The following is a 23597-nucleotide window of genomic DNA, read 5'->3' on the forward strand; positions in this document are numbered from 1 at the left end:
CGGTGCCGCCTGTTTCACAGCCTGGACAGCAGGCTCCGTTGGAGCTTGGTCGCTTGGGCGGCGGACCCGAGGAAGTCACGAATCGCCTGCTGGATGCAGCAGTCATCGTGTTCGGCGAGCGCGGCTTCGAGGCTGCCACCGTTGCGGAAATCGCACGCAGTTGCGGTCTGACAACCGGTGCCATCTACGCACGCTGGGCCAGCAAGCGCGAGATGTTCATGGCCGCCGTCGAGCACGCGTCAGCGCAGCGCATGCTGTTGCTGATCAAAAATCTGGAGGCGACCGCGGAAGCAAAGCTTTCGATGCTCAGTGCCAATCTGCTCACAGATTCGCGCGACCGCACACGCAATCTTTGGCTGGAGGCGTGCGTTGTCGGCGGTCGCGACGTGTCGCTGCACGGCACGATCGCCCGAGCACAGGAAACCGAGGCCTTCGAGCTCGCAGAGATTGTGGAGGCCGGCAAGGCCGAGGGCACCATCGATGCGTCGTTGAGCACCGAAGCGGTCGTCTTCCTGTGCCAATCGCTCGGCCTCGGCACCTACCTGGCCCTGCGATCTCAGGCCCTCGAACGTCCCCGGCCAGACGATGACGATTGGAACGCGCTGATGGCCCGGGTCATCGAGTGCCTGCGACCCGAGCGGACCGGCTGATCTGGCTGCGTTCTAGCCGCCGACCTGCGCTGTCAGCCAGTCGGTGAGGAGCTGCAGGAACGACAGCTCCTGAGCGACGGCGAGATCGAGGAACGTCTCCTCGTCAGGGATCGACTCCCGATCGGCGGCGGACATGTTCTCGAGTTCTTGACGGGGGCCAATCGCTCGGCCGGACGGCATGACTCCATCGCATACCGTGAGCACATGGCCTGGCTCGCGGCCGCCGTGGCGCTATTCCATGGGCTGCTGGCCGTCTTTGTTGTGGTGGGAGCGCCGCTGGTCGTGCGCCGCCGGCGCTTGATGCCGTGGTACCTCGCCGTTGTGCTGCCGATCGCGGCGATCAACATTCCCCGGCTGCCGTGCGTGCTGACGGTGTGGGAGAAGGACCTGTGGCGCCTCGCAGGTCAGGCGCCGTACCGGGGCGGCTTCATCTCGCACTACTTCATAAAGCCGTTCCACGCCCCAGGCCTGGACGCCACCGGCGAGTCGGTGCTGGTCGTCATCGTCTCAGCCTGGTGCCTGGCCTGGCTCGCCTTCGCCTCCACCACCCGCCTACGCAGCGGCGCTCAGGCCTCCCGCGTCCGCAAGGCGACGCCTAGAGCTGCCGCTATGCGCTGAAGATCCTTCTGGTCGCTGGTGACCACGACATCGCCCCGAGCGGCGGCGCCGACCACCACCGCAGCGTCGACCACGTCACTGGTGCCGGCCCGCGCGCACGCAGCTCCCGCCGATCGGGCGCCGGCCTCGTCGAGGGTCTCGATTCGGCAGCCCGACAACAGCCTGGACATCTGCACTTGTGGGCCACCACGCCAGCCCTGAGCCAACACACCCGCAGGAACGGTCAGTGTCATGCCCTCCTCAAGGGCGCCTTGGTGCAACGCCCATACTTGCTGGTCTCCGCGTTCCGCTGCAATCAGCGCACCCGTGTCGTAGGTCAGCCCGGGCACGCCGGTGGCTCAAGAACTCTTGACCGAATCAATCACCTTCTCGGCCCACATCAATGACTCAGGACTCAGTTCGCCGTGCTCCTGCTCCCATTCGCGCACGGCGGCCAGTCCGTCCTCGATGCGGATCGCTCGCTTTGCAGCCGCATTCAGCCACGCAGACAAGCTGACTCCGTGCGACTCGGCAGCGCTCGCTGCGCGCTCGGCGACCGATTCCTCCAAGGTGATCGACAGCTTCCTCATCGCCACGAAACTAACGGTAGCCCCGCATTCCGATCCAGCTGTTTTCCGCCTAACGCCACCGCCTCGATGACCTGAGAGACTGGGCGGCGTGGCCCAGAACGTTCTTGGCAGTGAGCTGCAGCCGTGTTCGTATGACCCGCTGACCGGCTGGTTCCGCGATGGCTGCTGCAACACCGACTCGGGCGACTTCGGGGTGCACACCGTGTGCGCCGTGATGACGGCCGAGTTCCTGGAGTTCTCCAGGTCGGCCGGCAACGATCTGTCGACGCCGCAGCCAGCCACCGGCTTCGACGGGCTGAAGCCGGGCGACCAGTGGTGCCTGTGCGCCTCGCGCTGGACCGAAGCGTTCGAAGCCGGCGTCGCTCCCCCGGTAGTGCTGGAGTCGACGCACGCCCGCACACTGGAATGGGCCAGCCTGAGCGACCTCGAGGAGCACCGGTTCACCGGCAACAGCGCCTGAAACCCCGCCGCCAACTCGCTGGGTTGGCGCGATTCGCGTGTGCTGCATTGATTGCGGGATTCATCTCGAGCTGCGCTGAGAGCACTTCAGACGACCCAGCGGCCGACGCTCAGCACCAGCATCGGCTCGTCGAATGCCTCCACGTCATCGATGTCGTTTCTGAGCCTGGTCCTCGCTACCAGGCACACGGTTCCGGCGGTGGATTCGTCGCGCTGCCAACAAGAACGCTGCAGCTCGGGCGCTCGGGATCAGAAGGCTCCGGCTACGAGGACTACCGGTTCGAAAAGTTCGGGCTCCTCGTGCGCCGCGCTCGGCAGGTATCGATGGAGATTGCGAGCGCTCCGGGTGACGCGTTCTTGGACTACGGGGACTACGTGTTCGGGTCCGCGGATGCGCTGACCGCCGGTCCGTGCAACACACATGGTCCCGCGTGCGAGGTCCATTCGGCCGAGTACGTGGGCGGCTGGCCGTGCGGGGCTGATCGTGGCGAATGGATGGTCTGGGCAGGCGGCATCTGGGTGAACGAGCCCAGTTGCGTCGAGTTGCTGGTCTCGTCGGAGGATGAGGAGATCCCCGTGTGGCTAGCCGTCGGCGCGCCATGTGGCGGGTGAGATTGGGTAATCAGTCGCCGATGTAGCGGGCTCGGAAGCGGAATCTGAGGGGCTCTTCGCCGTATTCCTCGAGGGCGTGGGCGATCCAGCCGATGGTGCGTGCGATGGCGAAGACGGCCTCGCCGGACTCGGGTGTCATGTCAGCCAAGTAGGTCAAGGCTCCGAGGGCGTAGTCAACGGTGGCGATGCCCTCGGTGCGGTCGACTGCGAGGTTGTACACCTCGAGGACCGTTCCGAGGCGCTCGTCGGTGGGCCAGGCGCCGGCCAGGGCTTCCATCAGTGCGCCGCAGCGGGCGTCTCGTCGCTTGAGCGTGACGTGCCCGAATCCGGGCGTGAAGCCAAGGGTGCGCTGAGCTTCGCCGAGTGCACTGGCCGCGTCGCCGCTGCGCGCTGCTCCGGCCAGAAGGCGGTGGACCGGGGCGCTCGCTGCGCCGTGCAGCCGGCCGCCGAGCACTCCGAGACCGGCGGTGATGACCGAGTAGGGATCGGCACGAACCGACGCTGCGACCCGGGCCCCCAGCGTCGAACTCGCCAATCCGTGCTCGACCAAGAGCACGAGTACTCGGTTCAGCGCTGATCGGCGTCGCTGGCTGGCCTGACGGCGGGCCAATCGGCACCACAGCGTGTCGGCCACGCTCCCGCCCTGGGGATTGCAGCGCCGCGGCAGAGCCTTGACCATCGTGCACACGGCTCGGCGTCCCGCCGTGCGCACAGAGGTCGGCGACAGGTCGTCGCGGAGGGGATCTGTGGCAGAGGCGAGTGCGACTCCGATTCGGAGCCGGTCCATGAGTGGCGCTGTCCTCGGGAGTCGGACTTCGATGTCGTCTGGGGCTGTGTCGGGGTCGGCGACGGACGGCCACGACTCGCCTGGACCCGCCTGCCATATCCGGTCTGCTGCCTCTTCGAACGTCGACAGCGCAGCCTCGGCCACGAGGTCGCGGCCGCGCACATACACGCCTTCATCGGTAGGTCGCGCTATGCGGGTCGACACGAGCGTGGCGAATTCGCCTTCCGGTCGCTGCCGCCGTCGCAGCTGATCGATCTCGGAGGGGTCGAATCGAGACCTGCGGCCGTCCGCGTCGAGCGCCCGGTGCAGCAATCCCCTGCTCACGTAGGCATACAGCGTCTCGCGCTTGACGCCGAGGCGTGCAGCTGCCTGCTCGGTCGTCAGCCAATCATCCATGCGCTTGATTCGCCTTCGGTCTGCGACGCCCCGTGTGGAGCGCAGCAACGTTGATATTGATCAACATTGTCAATATACCTTTCGACACCTACGCTCGCTGCCATGAGCAACGACGTCGTCCCCGCAGGATCTGTCGCCCCGCCCGGGCTGAAAGGTTTGATCGTGGCTGACACGGCGGTCGGCACAGTCCTCGGCGAAGAAGGCTGGTACCACTACCGAGGCCGTGATGCGACCGGGCTCGCCCGCACAGCATCCTTTGAGGCCATCGCCAGCCTGCTCATCGACGGCGAGGCGCCATCTACTGGCTCCGAAGCGGACTTCGCAGTCGAGCTGTCGGCGCATCGAGAGCTGGATACGGATGCGCTCGACCTCGTCGTCAGGCTGTCGCGCACCGACCTCGACCCGCTCGCGGTGCTGGCCAGCGTGCTGCCGCTGGTCGTCGACGGGCGCCCGAGCATCGACATGACCCATGCCCAACGCCGGCGAGCGGTGATGCAAGCCATAGGTGCCGCTCCGACCGTGCTGGGCACGGTCAATCGCGTGCGCTCCGGGGGCGATCCAGTAGCCCCGGACGGCGGCACCTCGTACACGGCGCACTACCTGAGATCGGCCTTGGGCCATGCACCGCAGCCGGTGCACACACGGGCTGTCGAGACGTACTTGGGGCTCACCGCCGAGCACGGCTTCAACGCCTCGGCGTTCACCGCTCGGGTCATCGCCAGCACCGGCGCGTCGGTAGCCGCAGCATTCGCAGGAGCCCTCGGCGCGCTGGCAGGGCCGCTGCACGGCGGCGCACCGAGCCGCGTGCTCGACATGATCGAAGCGATCGGCGACCCAGCATCGGCCCGAACCTGGGCATCCGCCGAGCTGGACGCGTGCCGCAAGCTCATGGGATTTGGACATGCCGTCTATCGCACGGCAGACCCCCGCTCGGAAACGCTGAAGCGAGTGGCGCTCGGGCTGGGCGGAGAGCTCGTCGAGCGAGCCGTGACAATCGAAACGGAACTGCTGGGAGTGCTCGCAGATCACAGGCCCGGCGCCGTCATCGTCACCAACGTCGAGTACTACGCCGCTGTGGTGCTGCACCTCGCCGGGCTCCCGCAAGAGGCGTTCACCTCCACCTTCACCGCGAGTCGCATCGTGGGCTGGGGCGCTCACATCCTCGAACAAGCCGCCGACAACAAGATCATCCGGCCAAGCGCCCGATACATCGCATCGTGAGCTGCCCCACCCTCCGTCCTTGATCGCCAAGAAAACCGCTGGAAGCGGGAATCACGCCGGTGTGAACTCCCCCTGGTGTGGGAGATCGTGACGACAGCGGAGTATCGCGATTGGGTGCGATCGCTCGCAGACGACGTCCGTGCTCGGTTGCAGAGAGCCGAGCACCGCCTGACTGAGCAAGGACCGCGCCTGGGCAGACCGATAGCCGACACCGTCCGAGGCTCGCGATATCGCAACATGAAGGAACTCCGTCCAACCCCGACAATTCGGGCGTTCTATGCACTCGATCCCCAACAGCGCATCGTGATGCTGTGCGGCGGCGACAAAGCGGCCAGCCAGCAGGGCGAGAGGTGGTACCGGCGAATGATCCGACGGGCAGACCGTCTCTATGAAACGCACCTCGCGGCCCATCGGACAAACCCGTGAATGGTGCGTTCGGTGACGTTGCTAGCGTCAGCGTCATGGGCTGGATCCGTCGGCGTCGAAATCTCCGGTTGCGGCCACTCTCCGAACTGCACGATGAATTCTCGGCGCGACCACACGCCCAATCGATGCTGGACGAGGCAGAAGGTGAATTGGCGAGTCGCGAGCGCCAGCGGGTTCCGCAGGTGGAGCAGCGGTCCTGAACACCCAAGCCATCACGGCCTGCGCTCACAGCGCACGCGCTGATCTGAGCCTCGGCGAACTCGTCAGCCAAGGCGCTCGACTCTTGGATTCGTCTGGAGCCGACACGGCTGGGCGCGGCTGGCCGTCGGCGCCTCCTGCAATGGGCAGGCCCAGTTGACAGACCGCGGTCGCTCAGGTGGTTACAGGTCGAGATGGAGGCGGAGGGCGTCGTCGAGCCGCTGCATGAGCTCGAACGGCAGCACTCCGATGCGGTCGCCGACACGGCTGGCGGCCACCGAGCGGACCTGTTCGGCCTGCGCTTTGGAATCGACACCCAGCCCCGCATCTGCGGCCTCGATGAGGACCTGGAACGGCAGCACCCGATCGGTGTTCGAGGTCAGCGGCACCACGGTCACCACACCGCGTCCGGTGATGCCGACCGCAGCGTTGGCCGCGTCATTGCTGACGATGACGGCCGGCCGACGCCGAGCGGCCTCAGAGCCGGCGGCAGGGCCGAAGTCGACGACACGTACTTCGCTGCGCTGCATCAGGCAGGCTCGAATCCGTCACCCGCAGTGGTGTCCCACAGCGCTGCATCCGCTTCCGACCACTCCTCGAACGCCTCGGAATAGTCGAGCACCAAATCCGACGTGCGCAGGAGGCGGATCGCCTGCCTGATCGTTGCTGACCGGGACGGCAGACGATGCGCTTGTGCGTAGGCATCAAGCGTTTCGACGTCCTCGTCGGGGATGCTCACGCTGATTTTCATACCATAATCCTACTCAAGTAGGAAAACCGATTTCTGGGACCGGCTGGCGCGGAGCTGCCGGCTGGGTATCTGGCAAGTTCGAATGCCAGCTACCAATCTGGGTCGGGGCGGAGTTGGATCGGCTCGGGCGGCACGAGGATCCCGTGGAGCAGTGCACGGTCGCCCAAGGGCCGGGTCAACTCGACGGTCGCGTGAACGTCGGGGTTGTCGGGGCAGTTGGCCGCGCCGACGTACGGCACTACGGCGAAGGCCACCAGCACTTCGTGGTCGGTCTCGATGACCTGCGGCCCTCGCAGGGCATCGCCCATCTCGCGACCGCTGGTGCAGCCGGCTTCGGTCACCAGCAGCCGGATGCGCGTGGCGGCAGGGTCCGGCAGCGCAGCGGGATCGAGATGGACCGCGACATGGCCGAGCCCCGGCGGCAGGATGACCCGGTTCTCGCACCTCATGGAGCTGAGGCCATGGCCGCCCCACCAGCAGTCGGTCGGCGGCTCATCCGCGGCGTCGAGGGGGATGATGTCGAGCGGCCCGCTGGTCGAGCCGCACGCTGCAGCAGCGAGGACGGCGACGGCCCCCAAGGACCAAGCACAGGCCCGCAGCCGCAGCCGTGCTGCCATGCCGTCCGGCTCACTACGCCCTCTGAGGGGCCGATAGGCACGGCACTCGATTGACACCGACTTGCCGTCGACTCGACACCACTTCGCCAGACCGAGCGGTGACCGGATGCGGTCGGTCAGAGATCGAGCACCGTAGCCAGGGCGATGTCGACGCCCCATTGCTCCTCTTGCGTGAGGTGACCGACGAAATCGCCAATCCGGCTGACGTCAACAGCACCGAGTTGCTCCACGAGAACCCGTGTGCTCTGCCCCGCAATGTCAACGGCAGGACGGAACGAAGCTGCCCTTGCGCTGGTCGAGGTGGGTGCTACCAGCACGACCGACCGGGGCAGCAATGCATCGGATTGCACGACCACGCCGTACCGTCGCCCATGCTGTTCGTGCCCCAAACCCTTCGGTAGACGCAACTCGTGGATGTCACCCCGGCGCACGAAGTTCTTCCATCAAGCTGGCGACGGCAGCCATCTCGGTCCGGTCGGCCTCGTCTGCCTCCAAGGCTGCAACCTCAGCCGCGAGAGCACGGCGGTCACGAAGACGCTCGGCCTCGTGCACGATGGACCTGCGCACCGCCTCGGATTGCGTCAGGCCTTGAGCCTCGACTCTGCGAAGTGCCCTCAACGCCTCATCATCGAGCCGGACAGATATCGCGTGCGCCATGCGATCAGTGTATCACGTTTTGTCATACGTCCGTCGGATATGGCCTGAGCAGTCGGTCGAACCTACCCTTGCGCCGGTGCCGGTTCTGAGGTGGTCTGATTCGCTGCCGGGGAGGCCGAAGCGGGTTCTGGTGGCGGGTGCGGTGGCTGCTGGCAAGTCGACACTCGCACGGCAGATCGGGGCCGCTCAGGGGCTGCCGTATGTGGAGATGGACGGCCTCTACCACGGTCCCGACTGGGAGCCGAAACCGACGTTTCGCGACGACGTCATCGCCCTGGCCGCTTCCGATGAGTGGGTCACGGAGTGGCAGTACACCGTCGCCCGTCCGCTGCTGGCCGAGCGTGCTGATCTCTTGGTTTTTCTCGATGTGCCGCGGTGGCTGGTGACTTGGCGGGTAATCTGGCGAACACTGCGACGAGTGCGGCACCGGACGGAGCTGTGGAACGGCCTGCGTGAGCCGCCCCTGCGAACGATCCTGAGCGATCCCGATCACATCGTCCGCTGGGCGATCAGGACTCGCCGCGAGCACGCGCCCCGTGTCCGCGCATTGGCCGAGCAGCGCCCCGAACTCCCCATCGTCGACGGCGGAACCTCTCGTCGTTCCACCAAGCCAAGATCCACGAGGCCGGGAATGACGCGCGACGCTTGTGAGGCGCTGACGCCAGCCAGCCGAGCCACAGTGCGAAGGTTGAGCTCGGCGGAGGTCTCTGCAAGCACAGCCAGCACTTGTCCTTGCGCCCCTGGGATCACAGAACTCACCGGATGCACGAAATCCATGCGGGCACCCCAACCAGATAGTGAGCAAGAGTGCAACGATTGTTGCATTTTTGATGGATATCGGACCTCGAGATGGTCGGAGCACCGGCGGCGGCCGTGACGGCGTTGGGGGTGGGGCTGGGCGCGGCGGGCAGACTGCGGCGGTGCGGGTGCTGTGGCGGGGGGTAGCGACCTCCCGCACCAACCGCGCCGACCGAATCCGCGGCGACAGCAGCCTCAGGCGCTCCGTGTCTCCCCTGTCCGGCGGAGGAACGCGTCGTAGGGATCGGCGTCGTCCTCCTGGTCGATGATGGCCTTCTCCTTGGGAAGCCCGTCGAGCACGTCGTTGACGAAGGTCACCAAGGCTTCCTCGTTCTCTATCTGCCGGCCGGCGGCCCGGGAGAGCGCATGGCGGTGCTCGATGAACTCGTAGATGAGCTGGGCGTCGTCGAGCCGGTCCCGGTAGCGAGCCGGAATCGCGGCGATGACCGGCTCGTAGCGCTCTGACAGCCACCGGTACGCCTTCACTGCCTCGGGCAGGGCCCCGCCGGCTTGATGCTCGAGCGACAGGCCGTAGGCGTCGAGTGCGTTGAGCAGCGTACGGGCCTGGTTCTCCTGCACTTCGAGCCCGGTCAGCTTGCGCAGACGCAGATGCGCGTGCCCTTCCTCGACCACCACAGGCCGGATTCTCAGCCGGGAGCCGTCGGAGGATCGCACGACCGACAGCTCCTCCACATCGAACCCCATCGCGTTCAGGCGCTGGATTCGCTCATTGATGCGCCAGCGCTCGGTGGCGGAGATCTCGTCTTCTCGTGTCAGTTCGGCCCAGACGCGGTGGTACCGGTCGACGAGGTCGGCGGTGATCTCGACCGGGTCGACGTCGTCTTCGAGCAGCCCGCCGGCGATGGCGTCGTAGAGGCCGCCCGTGATGTTCTCGACCCCGACGGCGAGGTCGTGTGCCCGCAGCGAATCGGTCAGCGCCGGACGGCACTCTGCGGTCTCGGCGTCGACCAGGTACGCCATCAGGGCGCCGGCGTCGCGCCGGAACAGGATGTTCGCCAGCGAGATGTCGCCCCAGTACACCCCTTCGAGGTGCAGCCGGGTGAACAGCACCACGGCAGCGTCGAGCAGCCGGTCGCGCAGCAGCGAGGGCGACGTCGTGCGGAACAGGTACTGGTAGGGAAGGGCGAAGTCCAAGAAGCGAGTGATCAGGACCGACTCGAGCTCCGAGCCGTCGGCGGCGCGGCGCCCGCTCACCACGCCGACGGCCCGCACCGCCGGGAGGCGCTCGTCCTCGAGCTGGCGCAGGACGCGGTACTCGTGCTCGGCCAACGCCTGGGAGGTCTCCTTGAGGGCATAGACCCGGCCCTCGTACTGCACCATCCGCACGACGTGGCGGCTGAGCCCCCGCCGCACCCGGATCAGCCGCTCGGTGACGTCGTGCCACTGCTCAAGCGGCCGATCCCACGGCAGGTCCAGATAGTCGGGATGCCCCTGTCGAGTGAGGATCGAGAGCCCGGACTCAGCCCCGGATAGAGATGCCGCCCTCACAAGCGCAAGTCAACCAGCGCACTATGTCTCAGGTGTACCCGGCCAGTCATCTGGATCGCGCAGCGAACGAGCACGGGCCTCGTCTTCTCGCGCTAGGCAGATAACAGGCTGCTGAAATATGCAGGTCTGGCTGGAAGCGCAAGCCCCTGACCTGCGGGTTTGCAACTGGACACCGCCTGAGAATCGACTTTTCAGCATCCTGCCAGCTGTGCTGATTCAGCCGCTGGGTCAGCGGTTGGCGAGCCAGTCGGCGATGGCTTGGCCGATCTCGTCGGGGCTGTCCTCCTGGCAGAAGTGATTGCCCGCGACGGTCACCTCGGTCTGGTTCGGCCAGGTGCGGCAGTACTCCAGTTGCGGGCCGTTGAGGATGGCGCCCGGCTCGGCGTTGACCAGCAGCTTGGGCACGTCTGAGCCGGCCAGCCACTCGCCGTAGTCGGTCACGATCTGGGTGACATCGGCGGGCTCGCCCTCGATCGGGATCTGGCGAGGCCACGTCAGGGTGGGACGCCGGTGCTCGGGATCGACGAACGGGCGTCGGTACTCGTTCATCTCCTCGTCGGACAGCTTGCGGATGATCGAGCCGGGAAGCACGGCTTCCACGAACAGGTTCTTGGTGATCACCATCTCCTCGCCCGCGGGGGAGCGGAAGCCCTGGAAGATGCCGGCCGCGGCCTCAGGCCACTCGGCCCACGTCATCGGCCGCACGATGGCCTCCATGTACGCCAGGCCTGCGACACGGTCGCGATGGCGATTGGCCCAGTCGAAGCCGAGCGCGGAACCCCAGTCGTGGATCACGAAGGTGATGTTGTCACCGAGGTCGATCTGGTCAAGCAGGCCGTCGAGGTACTCACGGTGCTCCACGAAGCGGTACGAGTCGGGTCCGGTGTCGTCGAGCTTGTCCGAATCGCCTTGACCGATCAGGTCCGGCGCGACACAGCGAGCGTGCGGCCGCACATGCGGCACGATGTTGCGCCACAGGTACGACGATGTCGGGTTGCCGTGCAGGAACACCACCGGATCGCCGGCGCCGGACTCGTGGTACGCCATGCGCTTGCCGTTGACGGTGGCGAAGGACTTGGACAGCGGCGCTGCGGACATGGGTGCCATGGGTGCTCCTTGGGTGCGTGACTCGGGGAAGTGCTCGACTCGGTGCCTCATCATGCCGCACCCAACCAAGGGTTGCAGTGGTGTCCGGTCGCCCAGCCGAGCCTGACGCGTGAATGTCTCCACGCCCGCCGGACGGACGGGACAGCCCGCAGACGCATTAGGAGCGGCGCAGCAGCAGCTGGAACTCCACGATGCCGTGGTCTTCGGCCGACAGCACAATCGGCACTTGCGGGATGCGGATGTCGTAGTCCGCGAAGATCAGCTCGAAGCGGCCGACGACGACAATCACGCTGCCGACCAGTTGTGTCTCGATCTGAGCTATCACCGGCCGCGTGATGCCGTTCACCGTGAAGTCGCCTTCGACATCGAAGGCGAACGGACCTTCGAGTTCGGTGCCGCCCTCGAGGTGGAGCACCTCGGTCAGCGAGAACGCGGCGAAGGGGTGCTCATCGGCGTTGAGTGCTTGACGAACAGCGCGGTCGCGACGGCTGTCGTCGGTCCGCAACGACGCGAGGCCCACCTTGATCTCGGCCTTCTCGGCGTGCTCGTTGACGATCTCCAACGTGCCGCTCACGTCGCCGGTGCGGCCCACGGCCGTGAACGCGCCGATGGTCGCCAGCTCCTCGTCGACGCGGAAGCCCGCAAACGAGCCGGTGGCGTCGTCGAGGGTGAACTCTCCGGTCTCGGTGTCCACCGTCCAGATGCCGTCGAGTTCGGTCGTCGACGAGACGGCGTCATCAGCGAGCCCGGCCGCATCAGCACCGTCGTCGTCGCCTGCGGCGGCGACATCCGATTCAGCCTCAGGGTCCTCGGCACCCTGAGTGGCACTGCTGTCGTCGGCATTGCCGCCCGCCGGCGCCGATGTCGCCGCCGGTGCGGGCTCTTCCTGCGCCTGCTCGGCGACCTCGACGGCCTCGGCCAAGCTGACCTCTTCCGGCGCATCGCCGAGCACACGCCAGATGCCGAAAGCCGCCGCGGCAGCGATGACCGCCAGCAGCACGCCGACGGTCAGAAGCTTCCGGCGCCGGGGACTCATGGCGGGTCACGGTAGCTTGGGATCGCTGATGAAACTGCGCGACCTCCGAACCGGGCTGACCTTCGACGACGTGCTGATCGTGCCGCAACGATCGTCGATACGCAGTCGCAGCGACGTATCAGTCCGCACCCGCCTGTCTCGCAGCATCGAGCTGGATCTGCCGGTCGTCGCGGCCAACATGGACACGGTCTGCGAGCACGAGATGGCGATCGCCATGGGACGTCTCGGCGGTGCCGGCATCATCCACCGGTTCATGCCCATCGGCGCGCAGGCGGCCCAAATCAGCGCCGTCAAGGATGTCGACGGCGGCGCGCTGATCGCCGGCGGCGCAGTCGGCACCGACCACGACATGGGGGACCGGGCCAAGGCACTCGCCGCCGCTGGGGCCGATGTGCTGGTGCTGGACATCGCGCATGGTCACGCTGACCACGCCATCGACGGCGTGCGCCGGTTGAAGGACCACTTCGCCGACGTCGACGTCATCGCCGGCAACGTCGCCACGTCCACCGGAGCGATCGACATGGCCACCGCCGGTGCCGACGCGATCAAGGTCGGCGTCGGACCGGGTGGCGTCTGCACCACCCGGCTGGTGGCAGGTGTCGGGGTGCCGCAGCTCAGCGCCACCGACGAGGTGGTCATCGCCTTGGCAGACGCCGGGCTCGATGTCCCGGTCATTGCCGACGGCGGCATCCGCAACTCCGGCGACATCGCCAAGGCGCTCGCTGTCGGCGCCGAGACCGTGATGATCGGCAGCATGCTGGCGGGCACCAAGGAGAGCCCGGGCGAAGTCGAGCAGGGTCCCCACGGGCTGCGCAAGAGGATCCGGGGCATGGCGAGCTTCGAGGCCATCGAAGCTCGGGCCGAACGCCACGGCGAAGAGATCGATGACGAGTACTTCGAGCAGCGGGCTCCCGAAGGCGTCGAGGGCACAGTGCCGTACCGGGGCGAGGCGGGCAAGCTGATCGGCGAGCTCATGGCCGGTCTGCGCAGTGCGATGAGCTACACCAACGCTCGCACACTGTCGGAATTCACCGAGCGCGCGACCTTCGTGGCGGTGACGCCGCTTGGGTTGGCGGAGAACACGCCGCACGCCACCCTGTCGTACTGAAGGCCCCCGTACCGGACCGCAGCGCCCCAGTCGAGGAGTCCCGTCATGGCAAGCGAACCATCGAGAGATCTCATCGCGCTGGACGATCCGTATCCGGACCGCGACTACGAGGTGCGCTGTACGACGCCCGAGCTGACCTGTGTCTGCCCGGTGACCGGTCAGCCCGACTACGCCGCCGTCGAGATCGCCTACATCCCCGACCGCCGCATCGTCGAGCTGAAGTCGCTGAAGCTGTACCTGTGGAGCTACCGGGATGAGCCCGTCCACCACGAGGCCGTCACCAACCGGATCCTCGATGACCTGGTCTCGGCGGTGGCGCCGAAGCAGGCAACGGTCGAGACGCGCTGGCTGGTCCGAGGCGGCATCACGACGACGGTCACGGCCCGACATCCGACCGAAGCCTCGCTCGTCTGAGTCGCCATTCAGCGACTCAGAGGCTGAGCCGATAGGCGAAGCCGTGGCCCGAGCGGCCCGTGGGCAACAGCGAACAGGAGCGGGAAACAACTGGTGCGACAACCGAAAGGTTCACCTTTTGGCGCACCCTGTAAGGACCCGCGCGGGCAGGCGAGAGCCGGTCGGCAACCAGAGCAGAGTTCGAGGCGAGCAGCTGTCGCATTAGTGCCTACTGGCTCGAGTCCTAAGGCTCGCTGAGCGACCTCAATACACTCGGTCTGATGTCGTTGCTGGCGCCAGCCGACAGGCGCATTCTGAGCGAGCTGCTCGCCCGCGGCGGCGCGGCCGAAATCGGCGAGATCAGCGCGGCCGCGGCCTTGGACGGCCAGACAGTGCAGACGTCGTTGGCCGCCCTGCATCAATCGGGCATCGTGGTGCCGATCAGGTCGGTGCCGGGACTGCGGGGCGCTCGATGGTCGCTGACCCAGCACGGGCTCAACGTGGGGCCTTCCTTGGTGGGCAACGACATCGCCCAACAGCGCAACACCGAAGCGGCGAGAGGACCCACCGATCCAGCGGAGGGCTGGGGCTTTCCGTGGCGACCGCCGAAGCCGGAGGCACCCCTGTATGCGGCTGGACTGAGCCGTCGCGCCCGGCGCGTAGCTGATCGCGCCGTTCTCAGCACGGCGGGGCCGCGCCGTCAGCCCCAGCGCAGCGGCAGGCTGCTGGTCGTGGGCTTGCTCGTGGCAGCGACGGTCGGGGTCGGCATCGTGGCGGTGGGTGCGCTGCGCGTCACCGAGATCACCGTCAGCGGCATCAACGAGGACGCCATGCTGCAACCTGACCAGATCCAAGGGACGGTGCTCGAGTTCACCGTGGACGGCGGCGACGTCGCCTCGGCGCAGCTGCTGCTCGACGGCATGCCGGTCAGCGGCGTGCAGCGTTACGACAACTCGATCGTGTGGCCGGTGCCCGGATTGACCGAGGGCACCCACGCCGTGACCCTCGATGTCGATCGGCGCCTCTTCGGCACGGCCCACGCGACGGTTTCGTTCACGGTCGACGGGACACCGCCCGTCGTGGACCTGCCCCGGGTCTTCGATCCGGTGCCCCTGGGCGAGCCGGTGGTCTTGGCTGGTTCAGTCGAGACGGGCGTGTCGCTGCAGATCGGCGATCAGCGGGTGGACACCTCCACCGGCTCGTTCAGCCTCACCCTGCCGCGTCCGCCCGGCGGACCGGTCCCGGTCGTAGCGTCGGATGCTGCTGGCAACAGCACGGCGTTCGACGTCATCGTGCCGATCGGCTATCCGCACACGACCGGCGTGCACGTCACCGCCGCGGCCTGGGATCACGACGGGTTGCGCTCGTCGGTGGTGGAACTCATAGAGCAAGGCCGCATCAACACGGTCCAGCTCGATCTCAAGGACGAGAACGGACACATCGGCTACGCATCGGAGATCCCGCTGGCCCGGCTCTCGGGTGCGTCGCAGAACCTGTTCGACCTCGAAACCGCCATCGCCGAGCTGCACGACATGGGTGTGCGGGTGATCGGCCGGATCGTGGCGTTCAATGACCCGGTGCTCACTCGCTACGCGGTCGACAACGGAGACCTCGACTGGGTGGTGCAGACGCCCGATGGGCGTCCCTTGGCAAAGTACGGAGGGTTCACCAATTTCAATCACCCGGAGGTACGGCAGTACAACCTGGACATTGCGGCAGAAGCCGCGGCGGCGGGCATCGACGACATCCTGTGGGACTACATGCGTCGGCCCGAAGGCGACCTCAGCGGCATGCGGATTCCCGGGTGGGACGGCAGCGATCCGTCGCCCGTCATCGTGAGCTTCCTTGCCGAGGCAGGTTCGATGTTGCGCCAGGCCGAGGTCTTCCACGGTGTCTCGGTGTTCGGCATCGCGGCTGACCGCGGCGAGTGGATCGCCCAGGACATCGACGCCATGTCCGACCACGTCGACTACGTCGCCCCGATGGTCTACCCGTCGCACTGGGGCCGGGGGGAGTACGGCGTCGCTCATCCCGAGGCGCAGCCATACGACATCACCAGCGCGTCGCTTGCCCAGTTCCAGCGCGTGCTCGCTGGCACCAATACCGCAGTCGTGCCGTGGCTGCAGGACTTCTCGATGCGGGTGAGCTACGGCGCCGACGAAGTGCGCGCCCAGATCGACGCCGCAGCCGACCTCGGCATCAGCGACTGGCTGCTGTGGGACCCCGAAGTCACCTACACGACGGAGGGCCTCCCCGTCTCGTATCGCTGACAGGCTGCGCGCTTGGCCCGAGCGGCAAGCTCAGGCGAAGCTCACGCGCGGACTGACCATTGGCTCAGTCTTGTGCCTGGCGGATGCGTGGCAGCACCTCGTCGGCCATGAAACGTTCGCTCTGCTCGATATAGCTCATCGGGGAGGCGGCGCTGAGCACGATCGTGCGGGCGCCGGCGTCGGTGTACTCGCGCAGCCGAGCCGCACAGCGATCCGGGTCGCCCGCGATGGCGTACTTGTGCACGAGCTGGCTGAAGTCCTGCGCGTACTGCTTGGACAGCCGCTCCGCGGCGTAGGAGATCGCGGTGTCGTTGTCGGGGTGGCAGCAGAAGAAGACGAACAGCCCCGGCGTCACCGGTGTGGGGTTGCCGGCGTCCTCCCGGTAGCGGGCGATGGCCTCGTTGGATTCGGCCAATCGCTCGGGCGTGTACATGTAGGGAAGCCAGCCGTCGCCGTACCGTGCTGCCCGCCGCCATGCGGCGTCCTGGCGGCCCGAGACCCACACGGGCGGCGGCGACGCCGGCTTGGGCTCGAGCGTCACGCCGGACAGCGTGTTGAAGCGGCCCTCGAAGGTGACGTCGTCCTCGGTCCACAGTCGCTGCATGATCTCGAGCGCCTCGTTGGTGCGGGCGCCGCGCTCGCGTACCGGCACCCCGCAGGCCTCGAACTCCGACGGCATCTCGCCTCCGACTCCCACGCCCAAGTGGAAGCGCCCGCCTGAGGCCACGTCGAGCGAGGCCGCGAGCTTGGCGCACAGTGCCGCCGGGTAGAGCGGGATGAGCGTGATGGACGTCATCAGCTTGAGCGTGGTGGTGGCGCCCGCTGCCACCGCCAGCGAGATGAACCCGTTCGACGTGGGCACATGGAAGAAGACGTGCTCGCCGGTGGTTGCGTAGTCGTAGCCGAGCGCCTCGATGTGGCGAGCTTGGCCGGCGATGTCGTCGCTGCGGCGCAGCGCCAGCCCGAACTCGATCTTGCCGTCGGCAGGTGTGCTGTCGCTCATCGCGTCCCCCTGTGTCTCCCGCTCTTGTTCCCAATCTCGATTCGATACGGGCTCACGGGCCGCTCAGACCCGGGGTGTCCCGCTGTCGTTCGCCAGCGAGAACGTAGCCGCGGGTGCTATGCCAAGGCCGTGAGCACGACAACTGACGCCGCATCCACCGTCCAGAACACCCGCATCGAGGCACTGCTCGACCGCTGCAAGCGAGAGGTCGAGTCGGGCCTGCTGCCGAGCTGCCAGGTGGCGGTCGGCTTCGAGGGCGAGATCGTGGCGCAAGCCACCTACGGCGATGCCACCGACACGACCCGCTACTGCATCTTCTCGGCCACGAAGCCGTTCGTGGCCTCGACGATGTGGCAGCTCATCAGCGAAGGGCTGGTGGAGCTCGACGCAACCGCCGCGAGCTACGTGCCGGCATTCGGCGAGAACGGCAAGGACCAGATCACCGTCGAGCAGGTCATGCTGCACACGTCGGGGTTCCCGCATGCCCCGCTGAAGCCGCCGGAGTGGGACACGTCGGAGTCGCGGCTGGTGGCCATGGCGAACTGGCGGCTCAACTGGGAGCCCGGCACGAGGTACGAGTACCACCCGACCTCGGCGCACTGGGTGCTCGCGGAGATCATCAACGCGGTCACCGGCAACGATTTCCGCGACGAGGTCCACGACCGGGTCACCGGGCCGCTGGGGCTGGGTCGCCTGCTCGGCCTGGCTGCCGATGACCAGGACGGCATCGCGGAGCTGATCCTGGTGGGAGAGCCGGCCACTCCCGACGAGCTCGAGGCGACCTTCGGCGTGCGCGAGCTGCCGGTGACCGAGGTCACCAACGAGGCGATCCTGCGGTTCAACGAGCCGTCGGTTCGGGAGGTGGGCGTGCCGGGCGGCGGGGGATTCGGCACGGCGGTCGACCTCGCGCTCTTCTACCAGGGACTGCTGCACAACCCCGATGAGCTCTGGGATCCCGAGATGCTGGCCACCGGCACCGGCGAGGTCCGCAACACGATGCCCGACCCGATGGGCATGCCCGCCAATCGCTCGATCGGGCTGTTCCTGGCCGGCGATGACGGCATGTCGAACATGCGCGGGCTGGGCCGGACCGTGTCGCCGATGGCGTTCGGGCACAACGGCGCCGGCGGGCAGCTCGCCTGGGCTGATCCGGCCACCGGGCTGTCGCTCGGCTACACCACCAACGGCTACGACGAGCACGAGGTGCGCCAGCCCCGCCGCGACACCGCGATCAGCAGCCTCGCTGGTCTCTGCACCACCCCAGACTGACCGCCCTGGCCGACGTGGTAGCAACGGGGGCGATGCGACTCCTGGTACTGCAGCACATCGACTGCGAGCATCCCGGCCGGCTGCGCGACTTCCTGCGGGCCGACGGCGTGGAATGGACCGCCGTCGAGCTCGACGAAGGGGAGCCCATCCCGCCGCTGGAGGACTTCGACGCCATGTGGGTGATGGGCGGCCCGATGGACGTGTGGGACGTGGAGGACTGCCCCTGGCTGGTGCCCGAGAAGCGGGTCATTCGCCGCTGGGTGCGCGAGCTGCAGCGGCCGTTCCTGGGGCTGTGCCTGGGACATCAGCTGCTGGCTGACGCCTTGGGGGGCGCCTGCGGGCCGCAGCGCCCGCCTGAGATCGGCGTGCTGCCCGTGGATCTCACGCCGGAGGGCCGCGACGACCCGATCTTCTGCCAGATGAGCGACTGCCAGCACGCGCTGCAGTGGCACTCGGTGCAGGTGGCACAGCCACCCGACGACGCGGTGGTGCTCGCCAGCTCGCCGGAGTGCCGCGTGCAGGCGATGCGGGTCGGGCCGCGGGCCTGGTCGATGCAGTACCACGTCGAGGTGGAGGACGACACGGTGCGCAACTGGGGTGCCATCGATGCGTACCGCGAGGCCCTGGAGTCGACACTGGGCCCTGGTTCGCTGGATGCGCTGGCCGCTGACGCAGACCGCTGCATGGACGGTTTCGCCGCGGACGCCGAGCAGATGTACCGCAACTTCATGGCCGCCGCATTCGACTGAGCGCTCGCATCGCGCGACGGCTGCACCTCGGGCGTGTCCGGCGCGGTGCACCGTCGCCATCTGCCCGAGCGCGTGTCGGGGCTAGGTTCGAGCCGTCATGAACCCGCCTGCCGGCTCCCACAGTCAGGACCCCTCGACGGTGCACGGGGCGCTGTCGGGCTTGCGCGTCGTCGACCTGACGGGAGACGAGGGCCGCTTCGCGACGAAGCTGCTGACCGAGTTGGGCGCCGACGTGGTGAGGGTCGGCTCTGGCTCGCCGGGCCTGCCGCTGGCAGATCCGGCCTCAGCGGCGCTCGGCGGGGTTGCCGACTGGTGGTACGACGGCGGCAAGCGCCGGTGCCGCGTGGATCTGAGCACCGCTGAGGGTCAAGCGGCCTACCGTCGCTTGGCAGCTGCGGCCGATGTGGTCGTCGAGACCGAACGCCCGGGCCGGCTGGCCGAGCTGGGCCTCGACCACGCGGAGATGAGCGCCGTCAACCCTGCGCTGGTGCAGGTGTCGATCACGCCGTTCGGGCGCACCGGCCCGCGGGCGCATTGGCTCGGCTCAGACCTGGCGGCCGCCGCGATGGGCGGGATGATGGCGCTCACCGGCCTGGCCGACCGACCGCTCAACGTGTGGGGCCGTCAGGCGTACAACTACGCGGGTTTCGTCGCCGCGACCTCCGGCGTCGCCGCAGCGACCTCAGCACGCTTGACAGGTCGGGGGGCGCACGTCGACCTGTCCGTCCACGAGACCGTCACCGGTTCCATCGAGAACCTGTTCATGCAGTACTTCTTCGACGACCTGCTGCCGCTGCCCAAGGTGGCCCCGCGCCAGGGCGCCCTGCATTGGCTGCGTGCCTATGACCTCGCCGAGTGCACTGGGGGAGACGGCGGCTACGTCATGATCACGCCCACGCCGACGCCGGACTTGCTGCTGGAGTGGATGATCTCCACCGGGGCCGGCGATGTCGAGAAGTGGCTGGGCCTCGAACCGGCTGAGCTGCTGGGAAGCGTGGACGAGATCATGGACGCCGTGCGGCGGTGGATCCGGCCCCAGGATGCGCGCGAGGTGTGGTGGGAGGCGCAGGAACGGCACATCGCCTTCGGCGGGGTGCTCGACATCGCGGAGGTCTGCGCGAACCCGCAGTTCGCGCACCGGGGGTTCCTCGCCGTCGTCCTGCCGCCCGGCGCGGCGGCAGCGAACGGCTCACAAGTGTCCGATCGTGCCGCATCTGGCCAGCCGGGCCCGGTTCGAGTGCCGAGCCGGCTGGTTCGCTGGAGCGACGCCGGCCGATCGGGGACCGTCCCGCCGAGCCCGCCGGCCAGTGTCGACACGCCGCTCGACGAGGTGCTCGCGTCGTGGGAGGCACCGCCCACCGAGGCACGCAACGGCGACACCGGCAGCGTGGCTGAAGCAGCGTCGAGCGGGCACGACGACGATCGGCGCCCGCTGGACGGGATCCGTGTGGCGGACTTCACCTGGGTGCTTGCCGGGCCGTCGGCCACGAAGCTGCTCGGCGACCTGGGTGCCGATGTGATCCGCATCCAGAGCGAGGAGCGCTCCACCATCGTCAACTCGCCGGACTTTCCGTATTACTTCGTGTGGAACCGCTCCAAGCGCAGCGCCACGCTGGACATGAAGCATCCCGACGCGCTGACGGCCGCCCGGCGGCTGATCGAGACCTGCGATGTGCTCATCGAGAACTTCAGTGCAGGGGTGCTCGACTCGTGGGGACTCGACTGGGAGACCGTGCATGAGTGGAATCCGCGGCTCGTCTACGTGACGATGTCAGGCTGCGGTCACGACGGACCGTGGCGGCACGTCATCTCGTACGCGCCGACGGTGCACGCCGTGTGCGGCATCACGCACCTCACCAACTTCGCCGACCGCGGCGATGTCGGCCCGGGGTTCTCGCTGAACGACCACCTGGCCGGCTATGCCGCGGCGGTCTCCACCGTCGGCGCGCTGTATGCCCGCGAGCGCACCGGCGAGGGGCAGCGCATCGACATGGCGCAGCTCGAAGTCGGTACCTACTCGATCGGCGCGGCGGTCATCCGCCAGTCGGCCGCTGTGTCGCTGCCGAGCCCCGAGGGCAACCGCGACGGCATTGCCGACCATGTGCCCAACGAGGTGTATGCGACGGACGACGGCTTCGTGGCCGTCACCGTGGCCGAGCCGGCGCAGTGGCTCGGGCTGGTCGGCCTGCTCGCCGATCCCCGGCTGGACGATCCGTCGCTCGCCACCGAGTCGGCCCGGCGGGACCGCAGGTCGATGATTGACGCCGTGCTGGGGGAGTGGGCCGCCGGCCGTACCGCAGCCGAGGCGGCCGACGCCCTGCAGGAAGCCGGCGTGCCGGCGGGGCCGGTGCAGAGTTCCCATCAGCTGTTCGCCGAAGATCCCCAGCACGCCGCGCGTGGCTTCTGGCAACCGGTCGACCACGCAGTGTTCGGCGAGCGGACCGTCGACGCGTTCGCCGGACTGTGGAACGGCCGGCGCTGGACGCCCCGCCATCTCAGCCCCGCATACTTGGGCGAGCACAACTTCGAGGTGTGGGCCGATGCCGGCTACTCGCCCGCCGAGATCGCCCAAGGCATCGGCGACGGCCTGTTCCGCTGAGGGTTCGCTTCGCTGTGCCGCGCTAGCCCCGATTATTCACGAGTGTGGGGGCTGAGATTGTTGGGGTTCGCGGAAAGGCCCCTCTGACCTGCGACGATGCGTGTGTTCAACAACCGCATCCAACGAGCGCTCACGCGGCCAGCGAGACGAGACGTTCAGCCCAGAACTGAACAAGCTCGGCCGCACCCTTCGCACCTGGCGCACCCAGATCACGAACTGGCACCGCGGCCGGGTCACCAACGGCCCGACCGAGGCGGCGAACAACCTCGCCAAGCTGATCAAGCGAGTGTCGTTCGGGACCGCCAACTTCGACCACTACCGCACACGCGTCCTGCTGTATGCAGGCAAACCCGACTGGAACCTGCTCGACGACCTCACCCCACGCTAAAACGCGAAGAGCCATCTTCGTCAGGCAGTGGAACGCCAACGAGCAAGGCTTCTGCAAGCTCACCGAGGGCCGGCGAGACCAACAGCCGAGACATTCCCCACGGCTTGAAACAGACGCCCTTGTCGACGTCGGCAATGCACGACCTGCCGGCTATCCGGCTGTCCTGACGGCTGATCCCGATCTGCACCCCGTGTTGCGCCGTATTCGGCGCGCTGCGCAGCTGCTGGGCTGCAGCAGTCAGGCTGACTTGGGTCAGTCAGGGCCGTCGAGCGAGTTGAGCCAGTCTCGGGTTGATGGGTGAGTGAATCTGACGCGGCCTCGGCCGGCTGGTTGGATGAAGCCGGCTCGGATGAGCCGAGTCCGGTAGGTGCTGAGGTAGCTCGTGCTGCGGCCGAGCCGCGTCGCGAGGTCGGCGACAGAAGACTCGGCATGGTCAAGCGTCATGGCGAGTGCGAATTGCCGGTCGACGTCTGAGAGTGCTCTCCACAAGGGTTCGAGCACCAATTGGGGCAGCCGACGCTGCGCCTGTGCGATGCCGTATTCCATGTCAGCGACTGTCACGCGAACCGGGTTGGTGCTTGCCGCTCTCCAAGCGTGGTAGCCGATGAGCTGCAGCATGAACGGGTACCCGCCGCTGTGCGCGACAGCACTGTGAAGTGCCTCCTCGGCGATGCGTCCGCCTCGGGCACGGATCGGCTGTGACAACGCCGTGGCTGCCGCTGCTGCTGGGAGCTCAGAGATCTCGTGCCGACTGCATCTCTGCAGAAAAGTGATGGCCAGATCCTGCAAGACGACGTCGTCGACGCTCGGAAGCCCGGCGGCAACCAATGCCACCGGCAGTTCCTCACGCCGTGTGACGTGCTGCAGCGTGGATGCCATCTCCCGCAGCTCGGCGAGGTGGCCGCCTTGAAGCTCGTCGAGCGTCACGAGCACACCCCGGCCATGGGCCTTGAGATGAGACGCCAGTTCGGTCACGACCTTGCGCCAGCGAGGCTTGCCGTGTGATTCGGCTTCGCCTCGTTCATGGCCGAGTTGGACGCTGATGCCCAAAGCGCCGAACCCGGAGATTCGTGGCCGCGTCGATGCGCTCTGCTCGGCACGGATTGCCGAGAGTGTGGCCTCGGTCAGCCGGTCGCACAAGTCCCCGTGAGCGTTCTCGGCGATGACGGGCCATCCGCGCTCGTCGGCCTGCTGCTGTATGGCGTTCAACGTGGATGTCTTGCCGGTGCCGCGGGTGCCTACCAGCAGCGAGGTGAAATCGGGGTGGCTCGGGCCGTCGTCGAGCGCCTCCGCGAGCGCATCGAGCACAGCCCCGCGCCCGGCGAGTACCGGCGGCGAGGAGCCGAACGAGGGCCTGAACGGATTCTCCGACGCCACCGCAGGTCACACTCTGCCGGTTGCGGCAGC

28 protein-coding genes are annotated in these 23597 nt (G+C 67.6%); 13 read left to right on the plus strand and 15 right to left on the minus strand.

All coding sequences use genetic code 11. The features are described 5' to 3' along the window. Positions 1–38: 38 nt before the first annotated feature. A complete protein-coding gene (locus ACOGXQ_RS11725) occupies positions 39–650 on the plus strand; it encodes a helix-turn-helix domain-containing protein (RefSeq protein ID WP_419943850.1) in 612 nt (203 codons plus the stop codon). Between the two features lie 12 nt (positions 651–662). Here ACOGXQ_RS11725 and ACOGXQ_RS11730 read toward each other — a convergent pair whose 3' ends face one another. Then, entirely contained in the window at positions 663–830 is a 168-nt protein-coding gene (locus ACOGXQ_RS11730) for a hypothetical protein (RefSeq protein ID WP_419943851.1), read from the minus strand. A 24-nt stretch (positions 831–854) separates the two neighbouring features. On the opposite strand from ACOGXQ_RS11730, the gene ACOGXQ_RS11735 reads away from it, so the two are divergent. Then, positions 855–1268 carry a DUF2784 domain-containing protein gene (locus ACOGXQ_RS11735; protein ID WP_419943852.1) on the plus strand — a complete coding sequence of 138 codons (414 nt, stop codon included), beginning with the start codon at positions 855–857 and terminating at the stop codon, positions 1266–1268. On the opposite strand, the gene ACOGXQ_RS11740 is transcribed toward ACOGXQ_RS11735, so the two are convergent. Together ACOGXQ_RS11740 and ACOGXQ_RS11745 are read right to left on the minus strand one after the other, a co-directional pair. Continuing rightward, the gene (locus tag ACOGXQ_RS11740; protein WP_419943853.1) at positions 1217–1597 is read right to left on the minus strand and encodes a twitching motility protein PilT; all 381 of its coding nucleotides are present in this window, start codon (positions 1595–1597) and stop codon (positions 1217–1219) included. The two genes, ACOGXQ_RS11735 and ACOGXQ_RS11740, sit on opposite strands and share 52 nt — an antisense overlap. A gap of 9 nt (positions 1598–1606) precedes the next feature. Then, positions 1607–1837 (minus strand): hypothetical protein, encoded by a 231-nt coding sequence (locus ACOGXQ_RS11745; protein ID WP_419947384.1) that lies wholly within the window; start codon positions 1835–1837, stop codon positions 1607–1609. An 88-nt stretch (positions 1838–1925) separates the two neighbouring features. Here ACOGXQ_RS11745 and ACOGXQ_RS11750 point away from each other — a divergent pair, with 88 nt between their 5' ends. Both ACOGXQ_RS11750 and ACOGXQ_RS11755 read left to right on the plus strand, forming a co-directional pair. After that, positions 1926–2297 (plus strand): DUF2237 family protein, encoded by a 372-nt coding sequence (locus ACOGXQ_RS11750; protein ID WP_419943854.1) that lies wholly within the window; start codon positions 1926–1928, stop codon positions 2295–2297. A gap of 47 nt (positions 2298–2344) precedes the next feature. Beyond that, complete coding sequence (locus tag ACOGXQ_RS11755; protein WP_419943855.1) at positions 2345–2908, plus strand: hypothetical protein; 564 nt, start codon at positions 2345–2347, stop codon at positions 2906–2908. 10 nt (positions 2909–2918) lie between these two features. On the opposite strand, the gene ACOGXQ_RS11760 is transcribed toward ACOGXQ_RS11755, so the two are convergent. Further along, on the minus strand, positions 2919–4091 hold the full coding sequence (locus tag ACOGXQ_RS11760) for a citrate synthase (protein WP_419943856.1): 1173 nt from the start codon (positions 4089–4091) through the stop codon (positions 2919–2921). A gap of 102 nt (positions 4092–4193) precedes the next feature. Between ACOGXQ_RS11760 and ACOGXQ_RS11765 the strand changes: the two genes are divergently transcribed. Beyond that, the gene (locus ACOGXQ_RS11765; RefSeq protein WP_419943857.1) at positions 4194–5312 is read left to right on the plus strand and encodes a citrate/2-methylcitrate synthase; all 1119 of its coding nucleotides are present in this window, start codon (positions 4194–4196) and stop codon (positions 5310–5312) included. Positions 5313–5426: 114 nt separating this feature from the next. Next, positions 5427–5738, plus strand: coding sequence for a type II toxin-antitoxin system RelE/ParE family toxin (locus tag ACOGXQ_RS11770; protein ID WP_419947385.1), 312 nt, complete (start codon positions 5427–5429; stop codon positions 5736–5738). Positions 5739–6118: 380 nt separating this feature from the next. Here ACOGXQ_RS11770 and ACOGXQ_RS11775 read toward each other — a convergent pair whose 3' ends face one another. The 9 genes from ACOGXQ_RS11775 to ACOGXQ_RS11815 form a co-directional block, all read right to left on the minus strand. Next, entirely contained in the window at positions 6119–6466 is a 348-nt protein-coding gene (locus ACOGXQ_RS11775; protein ID WP_419943858.1) for a type II toxin-antitoxin system PemK/MazF family toxin, read from the minus strand. Further along, entirely contained in the window at positions 6466–6687 is a 222-nt protein-coding gene (locus tag ACOGXQ_RS11780) for a ribbon-helix-helix domain-containing protein (RefSeq protein ID WP_419943859.1), read from the minus strand. Before ACOGXQ_RS11780 ends, ACOGXQ_RS11775 begins: the two co-directional genes overlap by 1 nt. Positions 6688–6776: 89 nt before the next feature. Further along, positions 6777–7304 carry a hypothetical protein gene (locus ACOGXQ_RS11785; RefSeq protein ID WP_419943860.1) on the minus strand — a complete coding sequence of 176 codons (528 nt, stop codon included), beginning with the start codon at positions 7302–7304 and terminating at the stop codon, positions 6777–6779. A 116-nt stretch (positions 7305–7420) separates the two neighbouring features. After that, on the minus strand, positions 7421–7735 hold the full coding sequence (locus tag ACOGXQ_RS11790; protein ID WP_419943861.1) for a type II toxin-antitoxin system PemK/MazF family toxin: 315 nt from the start codon (positions 7733–7735) through the stop codon (positions 7421–7423). Beyond that, a complete protein-coding gene (locus ACOGXQ_RS11795; RefSeq protein ID WP_419943862.1) occupies positions 7722–7961 on the minus strand; it encodes a hypothetical protein in 240 nt (79 codons plus the stop codon). Before ACOGXQ_RS11795 ends, ACOGXQ_RS11790 begins: the two co-directional genes overlap by 14 nt. A 489-nt stretch (positions 7962–8450) precedes the next feature. Then, positions 8451–8786: a helix-turn-helix domain-containing protein gene (locus ACOGXQ_RS11800; protein ID WP_419943863.1), complete on the minus strand. Its 336-nt coding sequence runs from the start codon at positions 8784–8786 to the stop codon at positions 8451–8453. 168 nt (positions 8787–8954) lie between these two features. After that, positions 8955–10268 carry a DUF4032 domain-containing protein gene (locus ACOGXQ_RS11805; protein ID WP_419943864.1) on the minus strand — a complete coding sequence of 438 codons (1314 nt, stop codon included), beginning with the start codon at positions 10266–10268 and terminating at the stop codon, positions 8955–8957. A 228-nt stretch (positions 10269–10496) separates the two neighbouring features. Next, complete coding sequence (locus tag ACOGXQ_RS11810) at positions 10497–11366, minus strand: haloalkane dehalogenase (protein WP_419947386.1); 870 nt, start codon at positions 11364–11366, stop codon at positions 10497–10499. Between the two features lie 166 nt (positions 11367–11532). Then, positions 11533–12411: a YceI family protein gene (locus tag ACOGXQ_RS11815; protein ID WP_419943865.1), complete on the minus strand. Its 879-nt coding sequence runs from the start codon at positions 12409–12411 to the stop codon at positions 11533–11535. 28 nt (positions 12412–12439) lie between these two features. On the opposite strand from ACOGXQ_RS11815, the gene ACOGXQ_RS11820 reads away from it, so the two are divergent. The 3 genes from ACOGXQ_RS11820 to ACOGXQ_RS11830 all read left to right on the plus strand — a co-directional run bounded on the left by ACOGXQ_RS11820 (position 12440) and on the right by ACOGXQ_RS11830 (position 16182). Then, on the plus strand, positions 12440–13519 hold the full coding sequence (locus ACOGXQ_RS11820; protein ID WP_419943866.1) for a guanosine monophosphate reductase: 1080 nt from the start codon (positions 12440–12442) through the stop codon (positions 13517–13519). 45 nt (positions 13520–13564) lie between these two features. Then, complete coding sequence (queF, locus tag ACOGXQ_RS11825) at positions 13565–13933, plus strand: preQ(1) synthase (protein ID WP_419943867.1); 369 nt, start codon at positions 13565–13567, stop codon at positions 13931–13933. A 260-nt stretch (positions 13934–14193) separates the two neighbouring features. Next, complete coding sequence (locus ACOGXQ_RS11830) at positions 14194–16182, plus strand: putative glycoside hydrolase (RefSeq protein WP_419943868.1); 1989 nt, start codon at positions 14194–14196, stop codon at positions 16180–16182. A 64-nt stretch (positions 16183–16246) separates the two neighbouring features. On the opposite strand, the gene ACOGXQ_RS11835 is transcribed toward ACOGXQ_RS11830, so the two are convergent. After that, a complete protein-coding gene (locus tag ACOGXQ_RS11835; protein ID WP_419943869.1) occupies positions 16247–17185 on the minus strand; it encodes an LLM class flavin-dependent oxidoreductase in 939 nt (312 codons plus the stop codon). 129 nt (positions 17186–17314) lie between these two features. Between ACOGXQ_RS11835 and ACOGXQ_RS11840 the strand changes: the two genes are divergently transcribed. The 4 genes from ACOGXQ_RS11840 (at position 17315) to ACOGXQ_RS11855 (ending at position 22190) form a co-directional block, all read left to right on the plus strand. After that, on the plus strand, positions 17315–18454 hold the full coding sequence (locus ACOGXQ_RS11840; RefSeq protein WP_419943870.1) for a serine hydrolase domain-containing protein: 1140 nt from the start codon (positions 17315–17317) through the stop codon (positions 18452–18454). A gap of 32 nt (positions 18455–18486) precedes the next feature. Next, positions 18487–19203, plus strand: coding sequence for a type 1 glutamine amidotransferase (locus ACOGXQ_RS11845; protein ID WP_419943871.1), 717 nt, complete (start codon positions 18487–18489; stop codon positions 19201–19203). A gap of 97 nt (positions 19204–19300) precedes the next feature. Continuing rightward, a complete protein-coding gene (locus tag ACOGXQ_RS11850) occupies positions 19301–21802 on the plus strand; it encodes a CoA transferase (protein ID WP_419943872.1) in 2502 nt (833 codons plus the stop codon). A 100-nt stretch (positions 21803–21902) separates the two neighbouring features. Next, a complete protein-coding gene (locus ACOGXQ_RS11855) occupies positions 21903–22190 on the plus strand; it encodes a transposase (RefSeq protein WP_419943873.1) in 288 nt (95 codons plus the stop codon). Between the two features lie 252 nt (positions 22191–22442). Here the strand turns inward: ACOGXQ_RS11855 and ACOGXQ_RS11860 are convergent, their stop codons facing one another. Then, positions 22443–23567, minus strand: a complete 1125-nt coding sequence (locus tag ACOGXQ_RS11860) for an ATP-binding protein (RefSeq protein WP_419943874.1) — start codon at positions 23565–23567, stop codon at positions 22443–22445. Between the last annotated feature and the right edge of the window lie 30 nt (positions 23568–23597).

Origin of the sequence: Candidatus Poriferisodalis sp. (assembly GCF_965208485.1) — a bacterium.
Lineage (GTDB): Bacteria > Actinomycetota > Acidimicrobiia > Acidimicrobiales > Poriferisodalaceae > Poriferisodalis.